The sequence below is a fragment of the Ammoniphilus sp. YIM 78166 genome (assembly GCF_004522215.1).
In the GTDB taxonomy this organism is placed as follows: domain Bacteria; phylum Bacillota; class Bacilli; order Aneurinibacillales; family RAOX-1; genus YIM-78166.
In genome coordinates this window covers 106,028-128,160 of the sequence record NZ_SDLR01000008.1, presented here as the reverse complement: position 1 = coordinate 128,160, position 22,133 = coordinate 106,028, and the positions used below count along the sequence as shown (strand labels likewise).

The window sequence follows — 22,133 nt, the reverse complement described above, 5'->3', positions numbered from 1 at the left end:
ATAGGCTGAATTTAAACAAAAGGGAGTATGAAACCAACACCTTGCAAGCGCTTCCTTTACTATTACATACTGAAAGGGGTATTTTCATGGCACGTTATGAAGACCTAAACCTGAGCTTTATTAATGGAGAATGGACAGAGGGCTTAAGCGATCGTACCTATGATATCTTAAACCCTTATGATAATTCTATCATCACCTCCGTACGCTTGGCTTCTGCCAAACAGCTTGAAGGCGCTTTCGATATTGCCAATCGAGCACAAAAAGAGTGGGCGAAATCTTCTGTTGAAGAAAGACGGGAGGTTCTGCACAAGGCAGCCGAATATCTAAAGGAAAATCGCCAAGAAATTGTGGGAATCATTGTTAAGGAGACAGGCGGAACGGTCTTAAAAGCCAATGTTGAACTCCATCTTACCCTGGAGTTTTTAGAAGAATCTAGTAAGTATGCGGACGAGATTTACAAAGTTCGCGAGGTCCCTGGTCACGTTGAAGGAAAACTGAATCATATCCATCGCCTGCCTCTTGGCGTCGTTTCATCCATTTCACCGTTTAATTTCCCTATGAATCTCTCGATGAGAACCATTGCTCCAGCCATCGCGCTTGGAAACAGCGTTGTTCATAAGCCTGATATCCAAGTCGCTTTATCCGGCGGATCCATCATCGCGAAGGCTTTTGAACATGCTGGTCTTCCTAATGGAGTACTAAATGTTATCTTAACGGATATTCCGGAAATTGGTGATGGGATGCTGACGAATCCTCATGCCCAGTTGATCAGCTTCACCGGTTCATCCGCAGTAGGTCGTCACATTGGCGGGATCGCAGGACAAAATTTAAAAAGAGTGGCCCTTGAACTAGGCGGTAACAGCCCATTTGTCGTTTTATCTGACGCGGACGTAGATCAAGCTGTCAAAGCTGCTGTATTCGGGAAGTTTATCCACCAGGGTCAAATTTGTATGATCATCAACCGAATTATCGTTCACCAGGATAAGCATGATGAATTCGTGCAAAAGTTTGTAGAAAGAGCGAAATCCCTGCCCTATGGAGATCCAAGCAACCCGGCAACTGTCATCGGGCCATTAGTGAATGAGACCCAAATGCAAAAAGCCCTTCAGTATATTGAAGATGCGAAGCGGGAAGGGGCAACCGTAGCCTTTGAAGGACAACGCGTGGGTAACGTTCTGACTCCGTATGTTTTCACAGATGTAGACAATTCCAGCAAGTTAGCCCAAACGGAGCTTTTTGCACCCATTGCTACCATCATTAGGGCTCAAACGGATGAAGAAGCGATAGCGATTGCCAATGATACGGCGTATGGTTTAAGCTCCGCAATTTTTACCAGCGATTTAGAAAAAGGAGAAGCCTTAGCTTTGCAAGTAGATAGCGGGATGACCCATATCAATGACCAAACTGTCAACGATGCTCCCTTCATTCCCTTTGGCGGAAATAAGGCCAGCGGTTTAGGCCGATTCGGCAACCCATGGGTGGTCGAAGAATTTACCGTTACCAAGTGGGTTTCCGTCCAAACGAAAAATCGTCAGTATCCATTCTAAACGGCAAATAAAGCGCTGGACTCTCCAGCGCTTTATTTGTTCATTCTTTACGAATCTCTCACTTTCATTTCCATTTTTTCTATGGGTTGGTTTGGCAAAGACGCAAGTTCTAGATCACTCTACATATTGCCGATGGTCTAATAAATAAGCCTCCTGGTAAAGAAAGTTGGAAATCTGAAAAATAAGTTCGATATTCATTAGACTTCCTCCGAGCCCAGGTCTCGGTGTCATCCTGCTCCAATGTACCAGATGGACCAAAAGAACCGTTATACCCTCTATACGCTTCTTCCTTATATTCCTCAGGAGCTGCCTAAAGCCAACGACAATAAGAAAAAGTTCACGAAGGTACAATGCCAAAGCCTCGATTGTGAAGGGTCCTTCTTCGTCCTATAAAATTACTGGGCTGAAAGTCTTCAAGAGTCAAGAGACTTAACCCTTTAGAGGTGGAGTGTAGCTACATCCCGTTAGCCATGGTAATTTGATCAACAAAATTGGGGCGTGACAGGCACACTACTTAAATCCCGCTTCTTTATAGTATAGCTCAGCTCCAGGGTGCAACTGGGCAGGGGAGACATTGGACATGATTTCCGGAGTGAGCACACTTAAGTTTTTATGGAGTGCTTTAATTCTCTCCAAGTTTTCTACCAAGGTTTTCGTTATGGTGTACGCTTCATCCACCGACATCTTCGGATCAACCACAATAATTGCAGAGGAAAGCGAAGTCTGGACATCTTCCTTTAGGAATTCATAGGATCCTGCTGGAATCACACCGGTAGGGACGCCTAGCTGCTCTTCCAGGAGCTTTTGGGCTTTCTCATTCAATGGGAGCAAGGCAATTTTCCTCGAGCCTAGAAGCTCTAGAATTTTGCCATCTGGGGCAAAAGCGGGAACACCAAAAAGGTCAATTTTATTATCCTTCATCAGCGGTATGGCTTGGCTGTAAGAATCAAAGTATACCTCACCGCCCCAGCTCTTGATATCCTCGTAAGTAAAGCCATTTGCTTCAAAGGACAAGCGATTGATCGTCTCGGTCATATTTCCCCTTTGATTGATGGCCACGCGAATGGGCGGTTTTTTCTCTGCAATGTCCTCCAAACTTTGAATGCCATATTTGTCCGCGAACTCTTGGGTGATGACAAACTGTTGGGGGGCATTATTGTATACGGTTGCAATCGCTTGAACTTCGGGAACTTTCTCCTTGTAGGGCTCCATTCCCGTTAACGCTGCTTTTACTTCAAAGTTGTGAGCCAGCCCCATTGTAATTTTTCCACTTGCCGTATTGATCGTATTGGGGACTCCAGCTCCTGGCTCATAATTGGCTTGCGTATTGGGAATGGATTCCCGAAGCACACTCGAAACGCCCTCCCCAATCAAAGACCAAAACCCGCCTGGATTTCCTCCTGCCAAAGTCAGGGATAGATTCTCCACGACCTTGGCTCCTTGTGGCTGTGCAGCTGGGGCTGCTCCAGGATTCTCCTTCGCTGTTTCCACTTGCTGTCCCCCGCAACCAGCTAAAATCAGAATGCCAGCCCATACCGAAATGAACGATGCAAAAAGCTGCTTTTTCACATTGATCCCTCCTTGATAAGTAGAAACGGCTATTTGGCCACAGCGGGAATGGATCCTGGCGGCAAGCCCTCCCACTGGTCTTGGATCACGTCGATAATGGCCGGCTTGCCGGAGGCAATGGCTCTTTCAATCGCTTGATCGAGCTGATCCGCGCTCTCGACGCGCTCCCCGTGAGCCCCCAGCAATCGAGCAAATTGGGCGAAATCAATATTCTGATAGTGAATCCCGATATACCTGCCCTGATGAGCGGTTTTTTGGCGATCTCGCGTATTCCCGTAGCAGAAATTATTCAATACAATGTTAATCACCGGAATGTTCTCGCGAACCGCCGTCTCCATATCTTGAGCCACCATCCAAAAGGCGCCATCACCTGTGACATTCACTACACGGCGATCGGGGTGAGCTAGCGCAATGCCCATCGCTGCCGGGAAGCCCCAGCCCATCGAGCCTCCGGCCGCAGCATAATACTGCCCCGGCTGAAACGAACCATATCTCAGCATCCAGGCCCCGAAGGTGGCCGCGTCCTCGACGAGGATCACGTCATGCTTTTCCATCATCCGGCCAATGGATTCCATCACAGCGGAAGAGGCTACCGGCGTATTTTCTTTCCATTCAGGAAGCCGTATCTCCGCTCGAAATCGCTCGCGATAGCCTGGGATGAGCGACCGATGAACGGAGTCCACTTGGTACCCATCCAGTTCGCGCAGCAATTCGGCTAACGTGGCCTTGGCATCCCCCAATAAGGAAACCTCCGACATGTACACCTTGTCAAGTTCGTTTTCGTCTACATCCACATGAATGATTTTGGTATGTTCGGAGATCGTCGTCCAACGGTTGGTGGAAAATTCGGAAAAATGAAGCCCTACAGCAAGCAACACATCGGCCTCTTTCAGCACATCCCAGCTGACGGGCGGACAGCCCGGACCCACATTCCCAAAATAGAGCGCATGGTCATTGGGGAATACATTCGCTTTTCTCCATGTGGTCACAACGGGCGCCTGCAACTGATCAGCCAATTGGACCAGCTCATCCGAAGCGCCTGAGATGGCGACTCCCCCTCCTGCAAAAATCACGGGATTTTGAGCCTCCTTCAATATCGGAAGAGCCTTCCGGATGCCTTCCACATCCACAATCTGATGATGCCTGCGAAGGGCAGGGCCAAAAGCAAAGTCAGCCTCCTTTAACTGGACATCCAGCGGAATCGATACAGCCACGGGTCGCGGCCGACCGGACATCGCAGTTCGGATTCCCCGCTGCAGAAGCTCGGGAATGCGATGGGTGTTGTGAACCTCAAAAGACCACTTGGTAATAGGCTCGAAAAATTTGACCAGGTCCATTTCTTCAAAGGCGTCGCGATGATACAGCTCATCCGATACTTGTCCCAATATCGCAACCACCGGTACAGACTCCGCGTAGGCATTATGGATGCCAATGGTTAAATTGGCAGCACCAGGACCTCGGGATGCCATACAGACGCCAACCTTCCCTGATGAACGGGCGAAGCCATCCGCCATAAAAGAAGCGACTTGCTCGTGTCTCACCGAAATGTAACGAATCTCTTCTTCATCATATAATGCATCCAATAGATGCATGATCGTTGTACCGGGTAAGCCAAAGACGTACTTTACGCCTTCCCGCTTCAATGTTTCAATCACCGCTTGGGCTCCGTTCACTTCCTCTACCTCCCATTATGTCTATTTCCGCAAACTCGCAAAGTAGCGGAGAACCTCTTCCATGGACACCACATCCGCATACTTTGCATCCAATTCCAGTAAGGCGGTCTCATTAATTAAGGGAGAACGATCACCTACTGTTTCCTTAGCGATAATGGGACGCAGTCCATGCTGTAGGGCATCAATCACCGTAACCCTGACGCAGCCGCTGGTACTGTTGCCCGCCACAATTGCCGTATCGATCTCATGCTCTTCTATCCAGTCGGCCAGCTGCGAACGAAAGAAAGGCGATACATAGGGACTAAACATCACTTCTTCAAATGCAAAGCTAGATAGCCTTGGATCGATTTCCGTCCACACGGAATCTTTGATCAGCAATTGATTGGATTCAATCTTTTTCGCCCAAATCTCTGAATAGCGATTCCCCGGTTCATAAAAGGTAATGGCAAAGATCACCGGAATCTGCTCCTCCTTCGCTTGCTCGAGCAAGATTCGGGTCTGCTCAATCACCTCACTCAAATCATAGCCAGCCTTCGATGATTCATCGGTAAAAGCTCTGATCAAATCCCGCACGATGATGCAGGGTTTTGCCCCGAAACCAACTTTCTTAGATACTCCCCATTTCTTGTACGCATACTCGACCTCATTATAGTAATACCGGCGTTGCCCGCCTGGCGTATAGTAAACATGGAGTCCGTACCCTTCCACCACGCCATCCTTTTCCAATCTCCTCAGCGTGCTTGAGGATACTCCCAGCATTTTAGCCGCTTCTTTAATTGTTAAATAATCCTTATCCATCTCGATCCCCTATCCCGGTGCCATAATACCTCTATTATTCCTGTACATGCAGACAGGGTCAAGATTCTTCCGATTAACCGATCATCACATTCACCGTTTTGTTTTGCGTAAAGCTGATCAACTCCTCAATCCCTTCTTCCGAATCCAGCCCGCTGCTCTTATGCCCTGAAAAAGGAACCCCAATAAAATGGCGCGCACTCCCATTAATCCAAGTAAAACCTGCTTGCAGCTGATCAATCGACGAAAACGCTTTATTGATATTCTGAGTCCACACCGCAGCTGTTAGGCCATAGTCTGTAGCATTGGCTAAGCGGATTACCTCTTCTTCATCTGACCAGGGGATCACGCTAAGCACAGGGCCAAAGATTTCTTCTTGAGCAATCCGCATGTCATTGGTAACCTGAGTAAAGATCGTAGGCCGTACAAAATATCCCTTTTCAAATTCCGCTCCATGCGGTCTTCCTCCTCCTGTGATGCACTCGGCCCCTTCATCCCTTCCAAGCTGAATGTAAGCATTCACCTTGTCGAATTGAGCTTCAGATACTAGGCAACCCATTTCCGTTTCCGGATCGAGCGGCTGACCGATACGTATTCCTTCTACCCTCCTCCTCAGCTTTTCTACAAATTCATCATGGATCGCTTGATGCAAGAACAAGCGAGTCGTGGATCCGCAGGACTGCCCCTGGCTCCAAGAAAAGTTCATCCCATTCGCCGCTCCTTCTACCGCCTTATCCAGGTCAGCATCTGGAAAAACAATCATCGGGTTTTTCCCGCCCAATTCCAAGCTCACATGCTTAATTCCCACCTCTGCTGCTGACCGCAGGATGCGCTGTCCCGTTTGTACGCTACCAATCAAGGCAATTCGCTTCACATCGCGGTGCCTGACCAAGGCGTCTCCTGTAGTTAGACCATCCCCTGATATGATATTAACGACTCCAGGCGGAAAAATGTCTTTTATATATTCGGCAAGAAGCAAGGGGGCTAAAGGCGTCTGATCCGGCACCTTAAGTACGAGCGTATTTCCCGTCAGTACAGGAGCCCCGATTTTCGCAGCGGCAAAAAGAATCGGATGGTTATATGCAATAATGCGACCTACGACTCCATAGGGTTCCCTGCGGGTGATATGCCAATGCTGAGAGGTGGAAGGAATCGTTGCCCCTTTGACTTCCATCGCAGCATTACACTGGTAATCGAGCATGGCGGCAGCCAGGTGGACATCGCCAATCATGGCCGTCACCGGGTTACCGGAGTCGACGGCATCAATCAGCCCTAAGATCTCTGCCTTTTCCTTCAACAGCGCAATCAGCTCACGAACCATTCTTACACGTTCCAAAACCGGCGTCTTGCTCCACGCTGGAAAAGCAGCTTTGGCCGCTTCTACAGCATGATCAACGTCCTCTCTTTTGGCGTATGGTACCGCTGCCAAAAATTCTCCGGTTGCAGGGGAATAGCTGCCAAAGGTCTCTCCCTCTTGCGCTTCGACCAATTCCCCGCCAATGAGCATCTTCCATTCTCGATCTAAGACCGTCCTTGCCCATGCTTCGTTTTCACTTCGCGTCCGAATCCCCATCACTCTTATCCCTCCTCTTGATTAATTTCTCATTAGAACTTATCTAAACTTACTTATTTTTGTTTATGTATGGTTTAAATATATAATTTAGTTAACTTTTTGTCAATTAATTTTCTAAATTTTTTCATAAAACAAAATCTAAAAAAGCAATATGGGCTTATAACATGTTCGATCCCCTTTGTGGCCAAGAGATATTTAAAGCGCAAAAAGCTACCTCAATGGCAGCTTTTTGACTTTATATGTTATTTATTTGCATGAGAGCAGTGGATCGGCATAGGATATCCTGCGTTACCTTACAGCGTATATTCTTCCAGCGTAGATTTTGCAAACAGATCTTCGATTTTCAATTGGTTTTTAATCATTCCTTGCTCATAGGAATAGGTCACGGCCGCTTCTAGTGTCTTTCGGTTTTTCTCTAAGCCGTACGGCCAGAAATCCTCTCCCATCAGCTCCCGGGTGTTCTCCCATTCGGATATGAACCAAGGCAAGGTAACCTTCAATGCAGCGGTTTGCTTGAACCCTTCATACACCTTTTGTTTGGCTTCTACGAAAGCCTGGTATAGATTGGCCGCTACCCACGGGTGTTTTTCCAAGATTTCGTCCTTGATCGCCACCACATGCATGATCGGGAAAATGCCCGTTCTTTGGTAGTAATCCTTTTCAACAGACATATAATCAGGAAACAAACGCTGTACGTTAGGCGATCCTTTCAAGAAGCAAGAGGGTGCGCGCGGGGCGATCAAAGCATCAATTTCCCCGGATTCAAGCATTTGGTTCAGGGTTTGTTCTTCGTTGATTGGACGAATGTTGATCTCTGGCGGCAACTCCAATTTTACTTTTTCGATTCTTCCCGGCGTTTCCTGTCCTCCTGTATACCAATTCATGTCCGCTGGATGAACTCCGTAATCATGATGCAAAATTCCGCGAATCCAAAGACAAGCCGTCAATTGGTATTCCGGAATCCCGATCCGCTTGCCGCGCAAATCTGCCGGTTCCTTAATACCCGAATGCTTATTGATATAAATGCCGGAATGGCGGAAGAAACGCGACATAAATACCGGAATGGCTGTAAAATTAGGATAACCTCGGTCCTTGGCAATCAAGTATGAAGACAGGGACAATTCGGAAATATCAAACTCCTGATGGCGCATCATTCTCCAGAATGTCTCTTCCACCGGCATATTCAACCAATTCAGATCGATACCTTTTACCTGAACCGTTCCGTCAGTCAATGCGCGGATCCGATCATAATCCCAGCATGCAAAGCTTAAATTTAATTTTGACATTTGTTCTGTTCCACCCTTCTAGTTTTAATTGCTTACCGTTTCAAATGGACTTTTCTTGAGTTCCAGCGGCTAGATCCTCCACCCGAACAGGATCCTTGTCCTTTTCGGATAAAGGTTGCTCCTTTCTGCTGCTGTGCATCCGAGTAAAGTAGGCTCCTAGCAGGATCACCACGCCGCTGAAAAGAAAGATCGATGAAACTCCTGCTATTCGGCCGACGGCTCCAAAAAGGAAAGGCGAAATAAATTGAGAAGCCCGATTAAAGGTCAAGCGCATGCCCAAAACTTCCCCTTGCCTCTCCGGTGGACTTACGTTCAACGCGTATACGAGGCTTAACGGCTGTCCCAGCCCTAATCCCGCTCCAAGAAACAGAGCGAGAAGCCCGAACACGACCGGCAGGGTTGTCAACGGAATACATAAAAATGCGAGGCCGCTGATGACCAGCGTGGTGGTTAAGACCTTCCCTCGACCAAAAGCTTGAACCAATTGAAATTGAAATAGCCGAACCAGAATCGCCATTGAAGCCATAAGGGACAGCGTAATCCCAACATCCCCTGCTGACATCCCTGCGCTTGTACCGAAGATCGGAAAATAAGCAACAAATAAATCCTTGGAATAGAGCACTAATCCACTAATTATGAGAGCTTTACGCAAGTTGGGATCTTTCAGCATCGTCCACGAAGAAGACATCTTACCCATGGGAATCTTTTCTGCTGCCGTACTACTCTTCCAAGATGCTGCGGGTATCCTTAGGCCAATCAATAGGGCGATTCCGATTAAAGCAGCTGAAACGGAAAAAGATACCCGAAAGCCAAAATGCTCATAGCTAAATCCTGTCAGGATCGGTCCTATAAATTCGCCGATGGAACCAGTAAGGCTAAACATCGCAATCAGCTTATCTCGATTCCCTGGCAGATTGCCGACGGTTTTCTGCAAAGATACCAACACGCAAACTTGACATCCTCCCATCAAGAATTGAGAGATAAACAGCGAAACCAGCGAAGGGAAAAGGATAGGAATGAAGATCGCCACCAGCATCCCCGTGCTGCCCAGCAAGCAGATACGACGCGCCCCATAACGATCCAACCATTTGCCGACCTTCACGGCCATCAGCATGGGAAAAAAAGCGTACGCGGAGACCAACATTCCAACGGTTGTCAACGATGCCCCCTGTGAATCGGCAAATAAGGATACAATCGGCCGCGTACCCTGTAATGCCACGCAGCATAAAGTGATGATGAGTAAAAAACTATAGAGTTTCAAGGTGAAGCTCCTCTTTTCCCGTTCGGGAGAATTGAACCCGATCAGCCTACACCTAACTTGTTTATTGAAACGGCTACTTGCTGAGATAGAAATATTTCTTTTCGTTCTTTAGCAGATTGCAAAACGGCGTTGCATACTTCCAAATTCGCTCTTCCCCATCTGCCGTCATGCAAAGGAGGGCGATCTTGGACAATGGCATCGTAGAATTCAGCCATCATGACGTCACGTCCAGTTTCTGGCTGCAGCTCCAGCTCCACCTTCTCATCCTCCCCATAAACAAACAAACCGTTCGGTGACTGGCGTATATCCCCCCGTTCACAGCTGACTACCGTCAAACCGAAAAACGGCTGATGATGCGCAACATTCTGATAATTTTTAGCTAGATTACCGCCATATCCTTTTTTACGCTTCAATGCTTTTTCCGTAGTGGGATCGCTCATCTTCCGGATGTTTTTCCGAGAGCTGGCATACCCTTCTGGCTTCACTGATGGCCCCCCCTCGCCGATTCCAAATGTCAGCTCGGTCGTATGAAAGCGATCATACCCATTATAAACCGCCGTTGCTGCGGTCCCATCCTCAAATTCCAGGAAAGCCGCATGCGCCCCTTCAGTTGGACGCGTCTCATCCCATTGCCCTGTCATGGCGCGAACACTTCGAAGCATCCCCCCACCAAGATAACGAATGATATCAAACTGATGGGATCCTTGACGGTAGGTGACTCCACCGCCTAAGGATGTATCTAATTCTTCCGGGGTCCGCAGTCGATACATCCAGTCATTAAAATACCAATTATGAATCATCCTCACTTTACCTAACGATCCTTCTTCAATAATCTCTCTTATTTTCCGTATAGGCGGTTCGAAGCTAAAGGAATGCCCCACCATCATATGTATGCCAGACTGTTCCGCTATCTTGATCAATTCATCCGCTTCTTCCATCGTGACCGCCAACGGCTTTTCAACAATGACATGTTTCTTATACTGTGCGGCCATCTTGACATGTTCCACATGATACTCCGTCGGAGTTGCTATGTAAATGGCATCGACTTGATCGCTTCGGCATAATCCTTCTACGCTCAAGTGATATTCGGCTCCATAATCAGAAGCAAATTTCTCAAGCGGTTCCTTGTTTCTCCCGCCTGCCGCGGCCACTCTGATATAGGGATGCTTGGTCATCGCCGGGAGAAGCGAACTGCCCGCAATACCCAAACCTAAAATTCCCATCCTGAGCGGATTCTCTCTACTTAGGTAGTTTGCCATCTTCTCACTCCTTGAACTTCACAGTTTTTAAATGATAGATATACACATTCCGTATTGCGAAATGCATTCCACATAGTGGATCTTTAAAATTATTATAGCATTTCGTTTGATTATTTTCAATATTACGATGATCATTAATAACCTAACAAAAACGCACCAGCCAATGTAGCCAGTGCGTTGTCACGGTTATAGTAATCCTATGCGGTAATCATGGAAGGATATCGATTTTTCGCCTGGATATCTCCCATGGCTTGCGATATTTGGTATGCGGTATGCATAACCTGTTGAATAACGAATGGGGTTTGGTCACCAGACAAGCGATGGATGGGACCTGCAGCTGTAACTCCACCTGCTAACTTCCCCTCATGGGTAAAAATGGGCGATGCGATAGCAAAGGACCCTTTCACCCGCTCATCGATCGAGATCGCATAGCCTTTCGTTCGAATGAGATCCAGCTTTTCTTCCAAGACACTCTGATCCATATCTAACTGGTTCTGTCTGACCGCTTCTTGCAAGATGTTTTGGCGTTCTGCCGCTTCCAGATTCGCTAGCAAAACCCGACCGGAGGCCCCTACCCATAGAGCATTACGCTGCCCGACCTTAACAATATTGCGGATCTGCTCCGAGCTTTCCACCATCTCTATACAGACGCGTTGGCCTCCTTCAATAATATTAAGGTCCACGGTTTCAGATATTTCCTCGCCGAGCTTTCTCATAAAAGGCAAAGCGGTTTCCCGTAAAGAGAGGTTTCCCGTAACGACGGAGCCCAAAAAAAACACCTTAAACCCTAGACTATATTTTTGGGTGAGATCATCCTGCTTGATATAACCGATCCCTTCTAACGTGCTTAATAAGCGGTAAACCGTACTCTTGGAGAGATTCGTCTGAGCTGCAAGCTCCCCGAGTGTCTGCTGGGGCTTTTCTAATGTAAAGCACTCCATAATCCGCATCGCTCTTTCCACGGACTGCACAGTCTGTCCTGATTCTTTCATTACTAGCCCCCTATCCTTCCCCTCTGTTTACCTATTATTTTAACACGTCCGCAAGATTTTCATAGCCCTGTCACAGGTTCGGCCGGTGGGATAGATGTTCTTTCACTTCGTCTAGATGCATGACATCGGCGTATTTATGATGAAGATCAAATAAGCTTACTTGATGAGAAAGCCAGCTGCGATCAAACGTGCACTCTTCTACCACGACAGCATGGAACCCATAGGAATAGGCATCCACCGTTGTAGCCCGGACACAACCGCTTGTACTTTCCCCGCAGATAATGAGGGAGTCAATCCCCATTTGGGTTAAATAAGCGATCAAAGGAGTTCCAAAGAAACAGCTAGCTCTTTCTTTGTATAGAATCACATCCTCTTTTTGTGGAGAAAACTCTTCTTTAATCTCGTAGGAATGATCAAAAATGACATTTTTCTGGCGATAGGTCGCCTGAATTTGGTTTGTGCCTTGCGTTGAGTAGATTAAAGGAATCCCCTTCGTTCGGGCCAAAGCGATCAATTGCTGGGTCGGTTCAACCGCTTGCCAAGCATGAATGCCACATGAACTCGGATAGTCCTTCACTACCTCCGTGACCGGACGACCCCCTCCTTCATACACCAAGTTATACAGATCAATCAACAATACGGCGGGCCGTTTCCCAATAAAAGTTTCCCGCTCATAGTGTTTATAAATCTCTAATATATCTGGAGTCACCATATCCTTCCAGCAGTGATCTTCAAATGTTCTCATATCCTTAATCCTCCATATTCCCCCGCTTTTACGCTTTAATCACTTCAGCTGATTCTTTTTTCGCCTTGAACTGATTCAAGCTGACGACAATGAGCGTGATGATTAAACCGGCAAGATCCGTGATCAAACCAGGTATAATCATCAAGATTCCTCCCGCAAGGAGTGCGGCGCGCTCCAGCATGTTCATTTCCGACTTAAACCAACCCTCGGCGGCGACAGCCAAAGCAAACACTCCAAAAACCGCCATGACAATACTTGTCGCGATGTTGAGGATACTTCCTTCTAATAATAGGGCTGAATCATAGACAAAGATGAAGGGGATGATAAAGGCCACGATCGCCAGTTTACAAGCGTTGAGAGCGATTTTGACCGGGTCCGCATTGGCAATGCTGGCTGCGGAAAAGGCCGCCACCGCTACAGGAGGCGTAATCGCCGACAAGCAAGAATAGTAAACAATGAACAGATGCGCACTCATAACCGAAACATTCATATTAATCAGTAACGGAGCAGCCAAAACAGCGGTTAAGATATAAGCTGAAGACACAGGCATTCCCATCCCGAACACAATGCATAGCACGGCAGTCGCCACAAGCGTTAGGAACATACTTCCCGATGTAACGGAGAAGATGAGGGATCCAAACTTGGACGCCAGTCCCGTCAGCATAATCCCGTCAATGAGCATCCCCGCTGCGGCACAGGCCATCGTTACCGGAACGATCCGTTGAATGATCTCCTCCAGGATTTGAATCAGCGACCGCAAGCCGATCCGATACTTCGGGGTAAACCAGCTGCAAACGAATACAATTCCCGTTGCCATTACCGCCACATAAGAAGCGGGTAATCCGTTCATAATTCCCACGACGAGGAACACCAGCGGAAGAAGATACACCCATCCCTCTTTCATCACCGTCCCGAACGTTGGAATGTCCTCGCCCTCTAAGGTCCCCATATTCTGCTTTTTTGAGCGGAAATGCACTTGGAGCATGATGCCCAAATAGTACAAAATAGCGGGTACCGTTGCGGCAATGATGATTTGGCCATAGCCAATTCCAGCATATTCGGCCATAAGGAAGGCGGCAGACCCCATGATAGGAGGCAAGATACTTCCACCTGTGGAAGCGGCAGCTTCCAAACCACCTGCATAGACCGGTGAATACCCCATCTTTTTCATCGTGGGAATATTAATCGATCCCGTTGTCAACACGTCTGCCGTCGGACTGCCGGAAATCATCCCAAACATGCCGGAAGTGATCACGGTAATTTTGGCAGGGCCGCCCACACTTCGTCCAGAAATACAGGCCGCTAAGCGAAAGAAGAAATCCCCGCCACCTGCGGCTGTAAAAACTCCCCCGAACAGGACAAACAAAAACACATAAGTCGCAGCAACCCCCAATGGCGTTCCAAAGATCCCGTTTACGGTAAATACCATATCGTCGAAAAAGTGATTCCAAGCAATGGGCCGGTGAGAATAGGCGCCTGGGACATGATGCCCCCAAAAGACATAAGCCAAGATCACAAGGACTACGCTTGTGAGGGTAAAGCCTAAGGTCCTGCGCGTGGCTTCCAGGGTTAACAGTACCGTAGCAATCCCCACCGCCATTTCCGTCGGTGTCAGTGGATTAAATAAGGGAATGCGCTTTAAATAGGTATCGATATTAACCAAGAAATACACACCAATAGCCAAGGAAATCAGGGCCAACAGGATATCCAGCCACGTCGGTTGATGTCCCTTCACCCGCCTCGTTGAACTGAACTGAAGAAAGGCTGCCGTGAGAACCAAAGGATAAAAAATGGTCGTATATTGGTACAAATCCATGGTTCCAATGGCACCCAGCCAAATCTCGAAAATACATAAAATGACGGCTAAGGTTAAAATGAGAGTGCGAAAGGTTCCCGTTAAATGCCTGCGATTGCCCTCTTTGAAAAACGCCTGGAACCAATTCAGCTCTTGTTCTGTCGATTGTGAAACCAAAATGCAGTACCACCTTTCTTCACCGTTATTTTTGGGCGTTAGGAATTACTTGATCGCTCCGATCTCTTGGAAGAATTCCTTGGCGCCAGGAGCGAGTGGAATGGATCCCGTATTAGCTATTTGCTCAGCTGTCATGTCTTTCATCGCGGGATGAAGAGCTTGGATAATGCTAAGCTGTTCCACGAGCGCTTTCGCCATTTTGTACTGATCGGTCGGACTCACTTTTTGGCTAACGAGAATAATTCCGCTTATGCCAACCGTGAAGACATCCTCCTGTTGGAATTCATAGGTGCCTTTTGGAATCGTTTGAGCCGGCAAATCCCACTCTGTTTTCATGGCATCCGCTGTCTTCTGGTCGATGGACCAAAGCTCCAAGGAAGTATGAACTGCTTTTTCCTGCACCTTCGCATCTGGTGCGAACACGAAGTCAATGGTAATATCCATCCGTTGATTTCCCATGGCATCCCACCGCTGGGTACTGCCAGCCCAGGTCAATGAACCGCCCCAATCTTTCAGATCCTTTTCCGTGATGCCGTTGGCAGTCAACGCGGAATGGGCTGCTAAGGAGTTTAGATTTCCTTGTTGATTAATCGCAATTCTGGCCGGCACTTTTTTGGCCGCAATATCCGCTAGGCTCTTCACCCCGTACTGATCCGCAAAGTTTTTGCGTACCGAGATCTGCATGTAAGCATTATTATAGATGGTTCCAATGGCCATCATCTCATCGTACTTTTTCGCAAACGGCGCCAATCCATTTTGAGCAGCCACCACTTCAACGTTTTGTACGAGACCTATCTCAACTTGCTGTTCATCAATGAGCTTGATATTTCCCGCACCGCTCCCTGGCTCATAGGTGGCCGCTGAGCCTGGATAGGTATCTGCAAAGGATTTGGAAATGACTTGGCCTAACCCAGACCAAAATCCACCCACAGACCCACCAGCCAAGGTGACCTTAAGCGGGTCCGTATTGGCTTTATCAATGCTTTCCGGCTGAGCCGTAGCCGCTGGCGTGGTTACGCCGGCATTCGTATTTGTGGTCTCGGGTGCAACGGGTGCCGTGCTCGAGCTGGAACAAGCCACCAGACTCACGGATAAGGCAAGAGAAACGAAAGCGGGAACATAAGCTTTGCGAGAGATTTTTTTCATATTTGACTCCTCCAATTAAGATAGTTTTCAGTCAGCTGTCCACCAATAAGTTGGCATCGTTTTCAAAAAATGCTACTCTTCCTCTTCCGGTTCGATCATGGTGATTCTTGTTACTTCAGCTACCTCCCAACGATTATGGCAGGAGTGGCACCAGCAAAAATAAACCGTTTGCTCCGACCGCCAATATTCCACGATAAAACTGCGCGGATCCAACATCGAATTTCCGCAAAAATTGCAGAATTGGACTCTTGTAAAATATTGAGATAGTTCCCCCTCATCCGGATGGATGAGGGAGGATGGGGCAGGACACTCGCTATGCTTTCGCAACCGATCCTGCATCATTACTTCACTCCCACTTTCGCGAACAGTTCAACAACCTCAGCGATCGTTGGAGAAAACCGCGTTTGAAAACGACTGAATACACTCTTAAACCCGGCACTAAAATGGTGCTTATGGCGCTCCAACGGAAGCTCGATAAACTGGTTCTTCTCTGGATCGCGAATGGTCCCGATCGGATCCTCCCCATGCTCAACCTTCGCAATCTGTTCCTTCAGCATCTGGCGATAGGCAATGATCCCCTTGTCGGTAGTTCCCAGCCGCTCATCCGTACGATCTGCAATGGTCCCTTGTGTAATCCAGCACATGATATCTTGCCCATCAATGTAATCGAGCAGGTAGTCTCCGTTTTCATCTTTATACGGGACCTCATACAACGGGATTTCCTTCAAATGTTCTGGAATTTCCACCTCTTCGCCAGGGGCATAAGCCATGTACCATACGTGCCAAGTGTTTTCGTCGTCTATCGGTACCCGGATCTGGAACTGATAGGCCCCTAAACCTCCGCTTCCTACGGCTAACATGTAAGGGAATACAACCGGGTGCCCAATTCTCCAGTCATCGCTTTCCTCGGTCTGCCCTTCTAACAATCGGCGCTTCACAATGCCATACTCAAAGGCATCAAATTCAATTTTGTTATGCTTTCGCTGGAATGCGTCTTCCAGGGACTTGCCGTCCCGCTCTAAAATATAGGCGTTGTAGTGTCCATGGAGCCATTCCGTATGAATCGGATCCATGGAATTTTCCATTATCTGCAGCCAATTGCATGGGATGACGGCATTTCCGATCATGCGAACGGCATTCTCTACTACAAATCCGTCAAAGCGGGGAAGCAAAGGAGCTGGCTCCGGTCCTAGATAGCCAAAAATCAGTCCTCCCATCTCTTGAACGGGATAAGCTTTAATTTTAATTCGGTCCTTAAAGGTACTGGTCGCGGGTTCATTGGGCTGCTCTAGGCATTGCCCTTGCTTATTGAAGCACCATCCATGATACTGGCATCGCAATCCATCCTTTTCAGGGATTCCATAGACCATCGATACTTTCCGGTGCGGGCATCTTTCGTCAATCAATCCGAGATTACCGGATCGGTCACGATACAGGACTAAATCCTCGCCCAAGACTCTCACTTTCTTCGTTGGTTTATCCTTCAATTCACTGGTGGCAGCCACGGGTATCCAATATCTTCTCAGCAGGTTGCCCATCGGTGTTCCTGGTCCGACTTTGGTTAATAATTCATTTTGTTGTTGGCTTAGCATACAATTCTCTCCTTCTTGAATAATTTAAAATTTTCCTTAATCAACAAGCCCCACTAGAGCTCCTTCTTTAACGGCCTTCTCTTCATGATAGGTCCAGACCTTTTGCACAATGCTCGGCTGCCAAGCCGTGTCTCGCGTACGAACCAGATTCTCTCCTTCCAGCACGCGAATATCGGTTCGCAACAGCATGGCATCATACTGTTTCTTGGCATTCTCTTCAATAAATACAGACTTGGCAAAAGCAGCCTTCACACTATCCGCGACGAGAACGGTTCCATGATGGCGAAGCTGTATGGTCGTTCCACCGCCTAATATTTCAGCCAGTTCAGCCCCCATCTCTGCGGTATTAACCAAGCTGGACTTTTCGTACACCGGCACATTCGCCACAAAGGAGCCGATCCCAAATACCGGTTTCATCTCGATATCCGCAATCCCAAGTACCGTTTGATAGTGAGGATGGTTATGAATGACACACTGCACATCCCCTCGCCTTTTATAAATTTCGGTATGTATGTGGTATTCACTCGGAGGTTCCGAGTCGCCCTCCAACAAATTCCCATTCATATCGCACAATACAATGTCCGATACCTTGACAGACGCGCGGCTGGCTTTGCGGGAATTAATTAAAAATTGGTCCGTTCCAGGAATTCGACAGCTCACATGCCCATTCATATCAAGCAGTCCGATATTCTCCAGCATCCGTACAGCCATGGCTACTTCAAGTTTTAATTTCTGGTGATCTTCACTCACTATTAAGAACCTCCTCTTAGAAAATCGATTGATGGTTTGTATGATAGTTCTGTTCATTCCACAATGCGAAACGCATATCGTATCGTGGTTTTATTATACTATTATTAGATAATTTTAACAATATAAACTTTGTAAAGTTTCAAACTGTGAAAATAGTGTTAAAATTCGTTTTAAAGATTTTGGAGTGACCTCCGTGGAAGCTAGTACGGGAAGTTTGACAGCCAAAAAGGCTATGTTTTTGAAAACATAGCCTTTTGCTAATATAAAATGGGGGATGCCTATATATCTACAAATCTCGGTGAGTGACAGTGACTCACCCAAAAATCGCCGAGATAAACAATTTACCTAAGTTGATCATCGAACGTTCGTCTACGTCAAACTTGGGGTGATGATGGGGATACTCCGCACCGATTTCGGGATTGGCTCCCCCGACGAAGAAGAAGGTTCCCGGTATTTTTTGCAGGTAGTAGGCAAAATCCTCGGCTCCCATCATGGGCTCGAATCGCTTGACATTCTCGGGACCCAGGAGTAGCTTGGCCAACTCTTCCACTTTCTTCGTTTCCTCTGGATGGTTCCAGACGGCGGGATAGCCTCTCGTGTATTCTACTCTTGCGGTGGCCCCTGCCCCTTCACAGGTGGAGGCTGTGATTTGTTTAATCGAATCTTCAATCAAATCCCGGGCGCTGTCATCAAAGGTACGAACCGTTCCCGTGATTTTGGCGGTGTCCGGGATCACATTAAACGCCTGTCCAGCGCTAAACGTGCCGACCGTCAACACGACTGGGTGCAGCGGATTGACGCGGCGACTAGCGATGTGCTGCAGATTCAGGACCAATTGGCTGCCCGCGACTAACGGATCAACCGTGAGATGCGGGGTCGCACCATGCCCCCCTTTTCCCTGAATCTCGATTTCGAAGGAGTCTGCGGCAGCCATCATAGCCCCTTCCCCTACTCCCACGGTGCCAAGCGGCTCGGCTGCCCAGACATGGGCTCCGTAGATCACATCCACCGCATCCAAACATCCGTCTTCAATCATCGCTTGGGCCCCTCCGGGGATCTGCTCCTCCGCAAACTGATGAATAAAAACCACTTTTCCTGGAACTTCCTCTTTTACTTCACTCAAGACCTTCGCTACACCCAACAGCGCTGCCGTGTGGATATCATGGCCGCACGCGTGCATCACGCCAGGAATGCGGGACTTGTAGGGCACTTCTTTTTCATCCTGGATGGGCAAGGCATCAAAATCAGCTCGAAGCGCCACCGTCTTCCCCGGCTTTCCTCCGGTCAAGATGCCTACAACCCCTCTTCCTCCCACTCCCGTATTCACGTCCAACCCCAGTGCCAATAAGTAGTCGGCCACCTTCTGAGGCGTAACCACCTCTTGGAACGAAAGCTCAGGATACATGTGAAGATCCCGGCGAAACTCCACCAACTCTGGATACAGCTCAAGGAGTCTCGAGAATAAACCATCCAGCTTCTTCATGGTAAAACCCCTTTTCCGCGAACCTCAACCACAGGATCTAATGGGAAGATCGGCCGGCGAAGGCGCGTATAGTTAAAGGAAGCAAAGTTACACGTGCTGAGGCCCGGTGAATCCACCGAAATAATTTCGTGAGCGATGGACTGAAACGCCGCACGGAAGTGCTGGCTGGATTTTAGAGCAACAATTTTATATTCCATGACATCGATGCCATGGAGCAGGAAAACCTGCTCATCAAAGGTCTGCGATCGTACGGAACAAACGATGATATCCACATGGCCAACCTGCAGCCTTGCGGACAATCCCAAATTGACTTGGATGCCGCGCCACATTGGAGATGACTGAATAAATTGGCCATCCGTCACACTTTTGACGTAAACCTTCAGCGATAACGGTTCACCGTGCAGGGAGTCAGTTTTTCCGCCTAATTTCACATCAATCATGGAGCCTGGACCCGCCTGATGGGCCAACTTCGCCACTTCCGGATCATAGATAAAGCCGAAGCAGGTATTCGGGGCGTTTTCTTCGATCATGGCTCTCAATAGATAGGTACCGTCTCCCGGCGTTCCTCCGCCTGGATTATCTGACGTTTCATTGATGACAATTGGCTGGCCCTCAGTAGCCAGGGCTTGGCGAATCCCCTCCGTAGGACCCGGAAGATTCGGAGCGAATTCCAGCCTCTTCTCCCAAATGCTCTGAGCTACGTCCGCCGCTGCTTTTTCAGCCAATTCCGCCTTCCCATTCGTGATCGCAAGCACACTCACGCCTACATCCGGTATGTCTGTGTACGGGAACCCATGGAAAAAAGTACAGTCGACGACATCGGGATGCTTTTCCCACTCCCAGCAGCATTCATTAATATCCTTGGCCGGGGACTGGAGGGTCGTAGACGTAGGGATGATCAAAGGCAATTGGACCAGATGCATGACTGGGTCCAATTGCCCCTGAATGATCTGAACCAGCAGCTCGATCGCTTCCATCCCTCGATCATAGGAATCGGTATGCGGATAGAAATTGACCCCTAAGAGGGCACTGGCTTCTTGCACCATCAAGTCCGTCAAATTGGCATGCAAATCGAGGGTTACGACAATCGGAATCTCGTATCCGACGGCTTGGCGTAATTCCTTTAATAGACTTCCTTCCAGATCATCGACGCCTTCGGCAACGCCTGCCCCATGCAATGCCAGACAGATCCCATCCAACTCGCCGGCACGAACAATATGGGTGATCAGCTCCTGTTTCAGCGCTTCATAGGTTTGCTGGGTAATCATCCCGGAAGGACCCGTAAAGGTGGAAAACGTAGGCACCAATTCCACCCCTAATTGCTTGCCTTTTTCAATCATGCCTCCGAGGTAATCCTCGACCCCTTCATGACGCTGCATAACCTTTTCGTGATGATCCCACTCCCAGGCTTGAAATAGCTCTACCGTTGTGGGCACGCTGGAAAACGTATTGGTTTCATGTGCAATTTGGCCTATTGCGATTCTCATTGCAACCATCCCTTTCTCTATCAGACTATTAACCTACTAAATGACAAGCGACAAAATGCTCTGGAGCCACTTCTTTTCGGACGGGGACCGCCGTTCGGCAAATCTCTGTGACATAAGGGCATCGGGTATGAAAGATACAGCCCGATGGCGGGTTTAACGGAGAAGGAATGTCACCCTTCAATACGATTCGTTCCTTTTTCGCATTCGGATTGGGTAAGGGAACAGCAGACAGCAATGCCTTCGTATACGGATGAAGCGGGGCGGCAAACAAGCTTTCTGTCGGTGCATCCTCGACCATATTCCCCAAATACATCACCCCGATGCGATCGGAAATATGTCGAACGACACTGAGATCATGCGCAATGAAGAGATACGATAATTTGAATTCCTTCTGCAGCTGCCTGAGCAGGTTGATAATCTGGGATTGAACCGATACATCGAGCGCGGAGACCGGCTCGTCGCAAACGATCACTTGGGGATTGGCAACCAATGCTCTGGCGATGCCGATCCGCTGCCTTTGGCCGCCTGAAAACTCGTGGGGAAAGCGATAATAGTGATCCTCCAGCAAACCCACTTTTTTGAGCATCTCCATCGCGATTTTCGTACGGCTTTGCTTGTTCCCCAGGCCATGAATCAGCATCGTTTCTTCCAAGGCATTCCCGATACGAATCCTTGGGTTCAGGGAAGAATACGGATCCTGGAACACCATCTGCAGATCCTTTCTCACCTTTCGCAAATCCTTATTTGATAAATCGAAAATGTTCTGCCCCTTAAACTCCGCCGTCCCTTCCGTCGGATCAATCAGCCGTAGGACCGTTCTTCCCGTGGTGCTTTTTCCGCAGCCGGATTCACCGACCAACCCAAAGGTTTCTCCTTCATAGAGCTTAAATGAGACATCATTGACCGCTTTGACTTGGCCTGTTGTCCGGCCCAGAGAATCCTTTACAGGAAAAAACTTTTTGAGGCCCTTTACTTCTAGAATGGGCTTTCGTTGCTCGGACAT

18 protein-coding genes are annotated in these 22,133 nt (G+C 48.2%); 1 reads left to right on the top strand and 17 read right to left on the bottom strand.

From position 1 onward, the window contains the following. Positions 1-86: 86 nt before the first annotated feature. Positions 87-1,547 (top strand): aldehyde dehydrogenase family protein, encoded by a 1,461-nt coding sequence (locus EIZ58_RS27800; RefSeq protein ID WP_134704243.1) that lies wholly within the window; start codon positions 87-89, stop codon positions 1,545-1,547. 510 nt (positions 1,548-2,057) lie between these two features. Here the strand turns inward: EIZ58_RS27800 and EIZ58_RS27795 are convergent. From EIZ58_RS27795 to EIZ58_RS27715, 17 genes are all read right to left on the bottom strand, one after another. Continuing rightward, a complete protein-coding gene (locus EIZ58_RS27795) occupies positions 2,058-3,116 on the bottom strand; it encodes a TAXI family TRAP transporter solute-binding subunit (RefSeq protein ID WP_167578011.1) in 1,059 nt (352 codons plus the stop codon). 29 nt (positions 3,117-3,145) lie between these two features. Then, positions 3,146-4,789, bottom strand: a complete 1,644-nt coding sequence (locus EIZ58_RS27790) for a thiamine pyrophosphate-binding protein (RefSeq protein ID WP_134704241.1) — start codon at positions 4,787-4,789, stop codon at positions 3,146-3,148. 21 nt (positions 4,790-4,810) lie between these two features. Then, positions 4,811-5,587 (bottom strand): isochorismatase family protein, encoded by a 777-nt coding sequence (locus EIZ58_RS27785; RefSeq protein ID WP_134704240.1) that lies wholly within the window; start codon positions 5,585-5,587, stop codon positions 4,811-4,813. Between the two features lie 73 nt (positions 5,588-5,660). Further along, positions 5,661-7,157: an aldehyde dehydrogenase family protein gene (locus tag EIZ58_RS27780; RefSeq protein ID WP_205672373.1), complete on the bottom strand. Its 1,497-nt coding sequence runs from the start codon at positions 7,155-7,157 to the stop codon at positions 5,661-5,663. A 293-nt stretch (positions 7,158-7,450) separates the two neighbouring features. Next, on the bottom strand, positions 7,451-8,443 hold the full coding sequence (locus EIZ58_RS27775; protein WP_134704239.1) for a PhnD/SsuA/transferrin family substrate-binding protein: 993 nt from the start codon (positions 8,441-8,443) through the stop codon (positions 7,451-7,453). Positions 8,444-8,483: 40 nt separating this feature from the next. After that, the gene (locus tag EIZ58_RS27770; protein WP_134704238.1) at positions 8,484-9,704 is read right to left on the bottom strand and encodes an MFS transporter; all 1,221 of its coding nucleotides are present in this window, start codon (positions 9,702-9,704) and stop codon (positions 8,484-8,486) included. Positions 9,705-9,745: 41 nt separating this feature from the next. Then, positions 9,746-10,963 carry a Gfo/Idh/MocA family oxidoreductase gene (locus EIZ58_RS27765; RefSeq protein ID WP_134704237.1) on the bottom strand — a complete coding sequence of 406 codons (1,218 nt, stop codon included), beginning with the start codon at positions 10,961-10,963 and terminating at the stop codon, positions 9,746-9,748. Positions 10,964-11,160: 197 nt separating this feature from the next. Further along, the gene (locus tag EIZ58_RS27760; protein WP_134704236.1) at positions 11,161-11,955 is read right to left on the bottom strand and encodes an IclR family transcriptional regulator; all 795 of its coding nucleotides are present in this window, start codon (positions 11,953-11,955) and stop codon (positions 11,161-11,163) included. A 70-nt stretch (positions 11,956-12,025) separates the two neighbouring features. Beyond that, positions 12,026-12,700, bottom strand: coding sequence for an isochorismatase family protein (locus EIZ58_RS27755; protein WP_134704235.1), 675 nt, complete (start codon positions 12,698-12,700; stop codon positions 12,026-12,028). A gap of 28 nt (positions 12,701-12,728) precedes the next feature. After that, the gene (locus tag EIZ58_RS27750) at positions 12,729-14,672 is read right to left on the bottom strand and encodes a TRAP transporter permease (RefSeq protein ID WP_167578010.1); all 1,944 of its coding nucleotides are present in this window, start codon (positions 14,670-14,672) and stop codon (positions 12,729-12,731) included. A 45-nt stretch (positions 14,673-14,717) separates the two neighbouring features. Then, positions 14,718-15,818 carry a TAXI family TRAP transporter solute-binding subunit gene (locus EIZ58_RS27745; protein ID WP_134704233.1) on the bottom strand — a complete coding sequence of 367 codons (1,101 nt, stop codon included), beginning with the start codon at positions 15,816-15,818 and terminating at the stop codon, positions 14,718-14,720. A 72-nt stretch (positions 15,819-15,890) separates the two neighbouring features. Next, positions 15,891-16,157, bottom strand: coding sequence for a hypothetical protein (locus EIZ58_RS27740; RefSeq protein ID WP_167578009.1), 267 nt, complete (start codon positions 16,155-16,157; stop codon positions 15,891-15,893). 2 nt (positions 16,158-16,159) lie between these two features. Beyond that, positions 16,160-17,410 (bottom strand): aromatic ring-hydroxylating dioxygenase subunit alpha, encoded by a 1,251-nt coding sequence (locus EIZ58_RS27735; protein WP_134704231.1) that lies wholly within the window; start codon positions 17,408-17,410, stop codon positions 16,160-16,162. Positions 17,411-17,446: 36 nt separating this feature from the next. Beyond that, positions 17,447-18,160 (bottom strand): class II aldolase/adducin family protein, encoded by a 714-nt coding sequence (locus tag EIZ58_RS27730; RefSeq protein WP_167578008.1) that lies wholly within the window; start codon positions 18,158-18,160, stop codon positions 17,447-17,449. 313 nt (positions 18,161-18,473) lie between these two features. Next, entirely contained in the window at positions 18,474-19,643 is a 1,170-nt protein-coding gene (locus EIZ58_RS27725) for a M20 metallopeptidase family protein (RefSeq protein ID WP_134704229.1), read from the bottom strand. After that, complete coding sequence (locus tag EIZ58_RS27720; protein ID WP_134704228.1) at positions 19,640-21,130, bottom strand: M81 family metallopeptidase; 1,491 nt, start codon at positions 21,128-21,130, stop codon at positions 19,640-19,642. Before EIZ58_RS27720 ends, EIZ58_RS27725 begins: the two co-directional genes overlap by 4 nt. 28 nt (positions 21,131-21,158) lie before the next feature. After that, a complete protein-coding gene (locus EIZ58_RS27715; protein WP_134704227.1) occupies positions 21,159-22,133 on the bottom strand; it encodes an ABC transporter ATP-binding protein in 975 nt (324 codons plus the stop codon).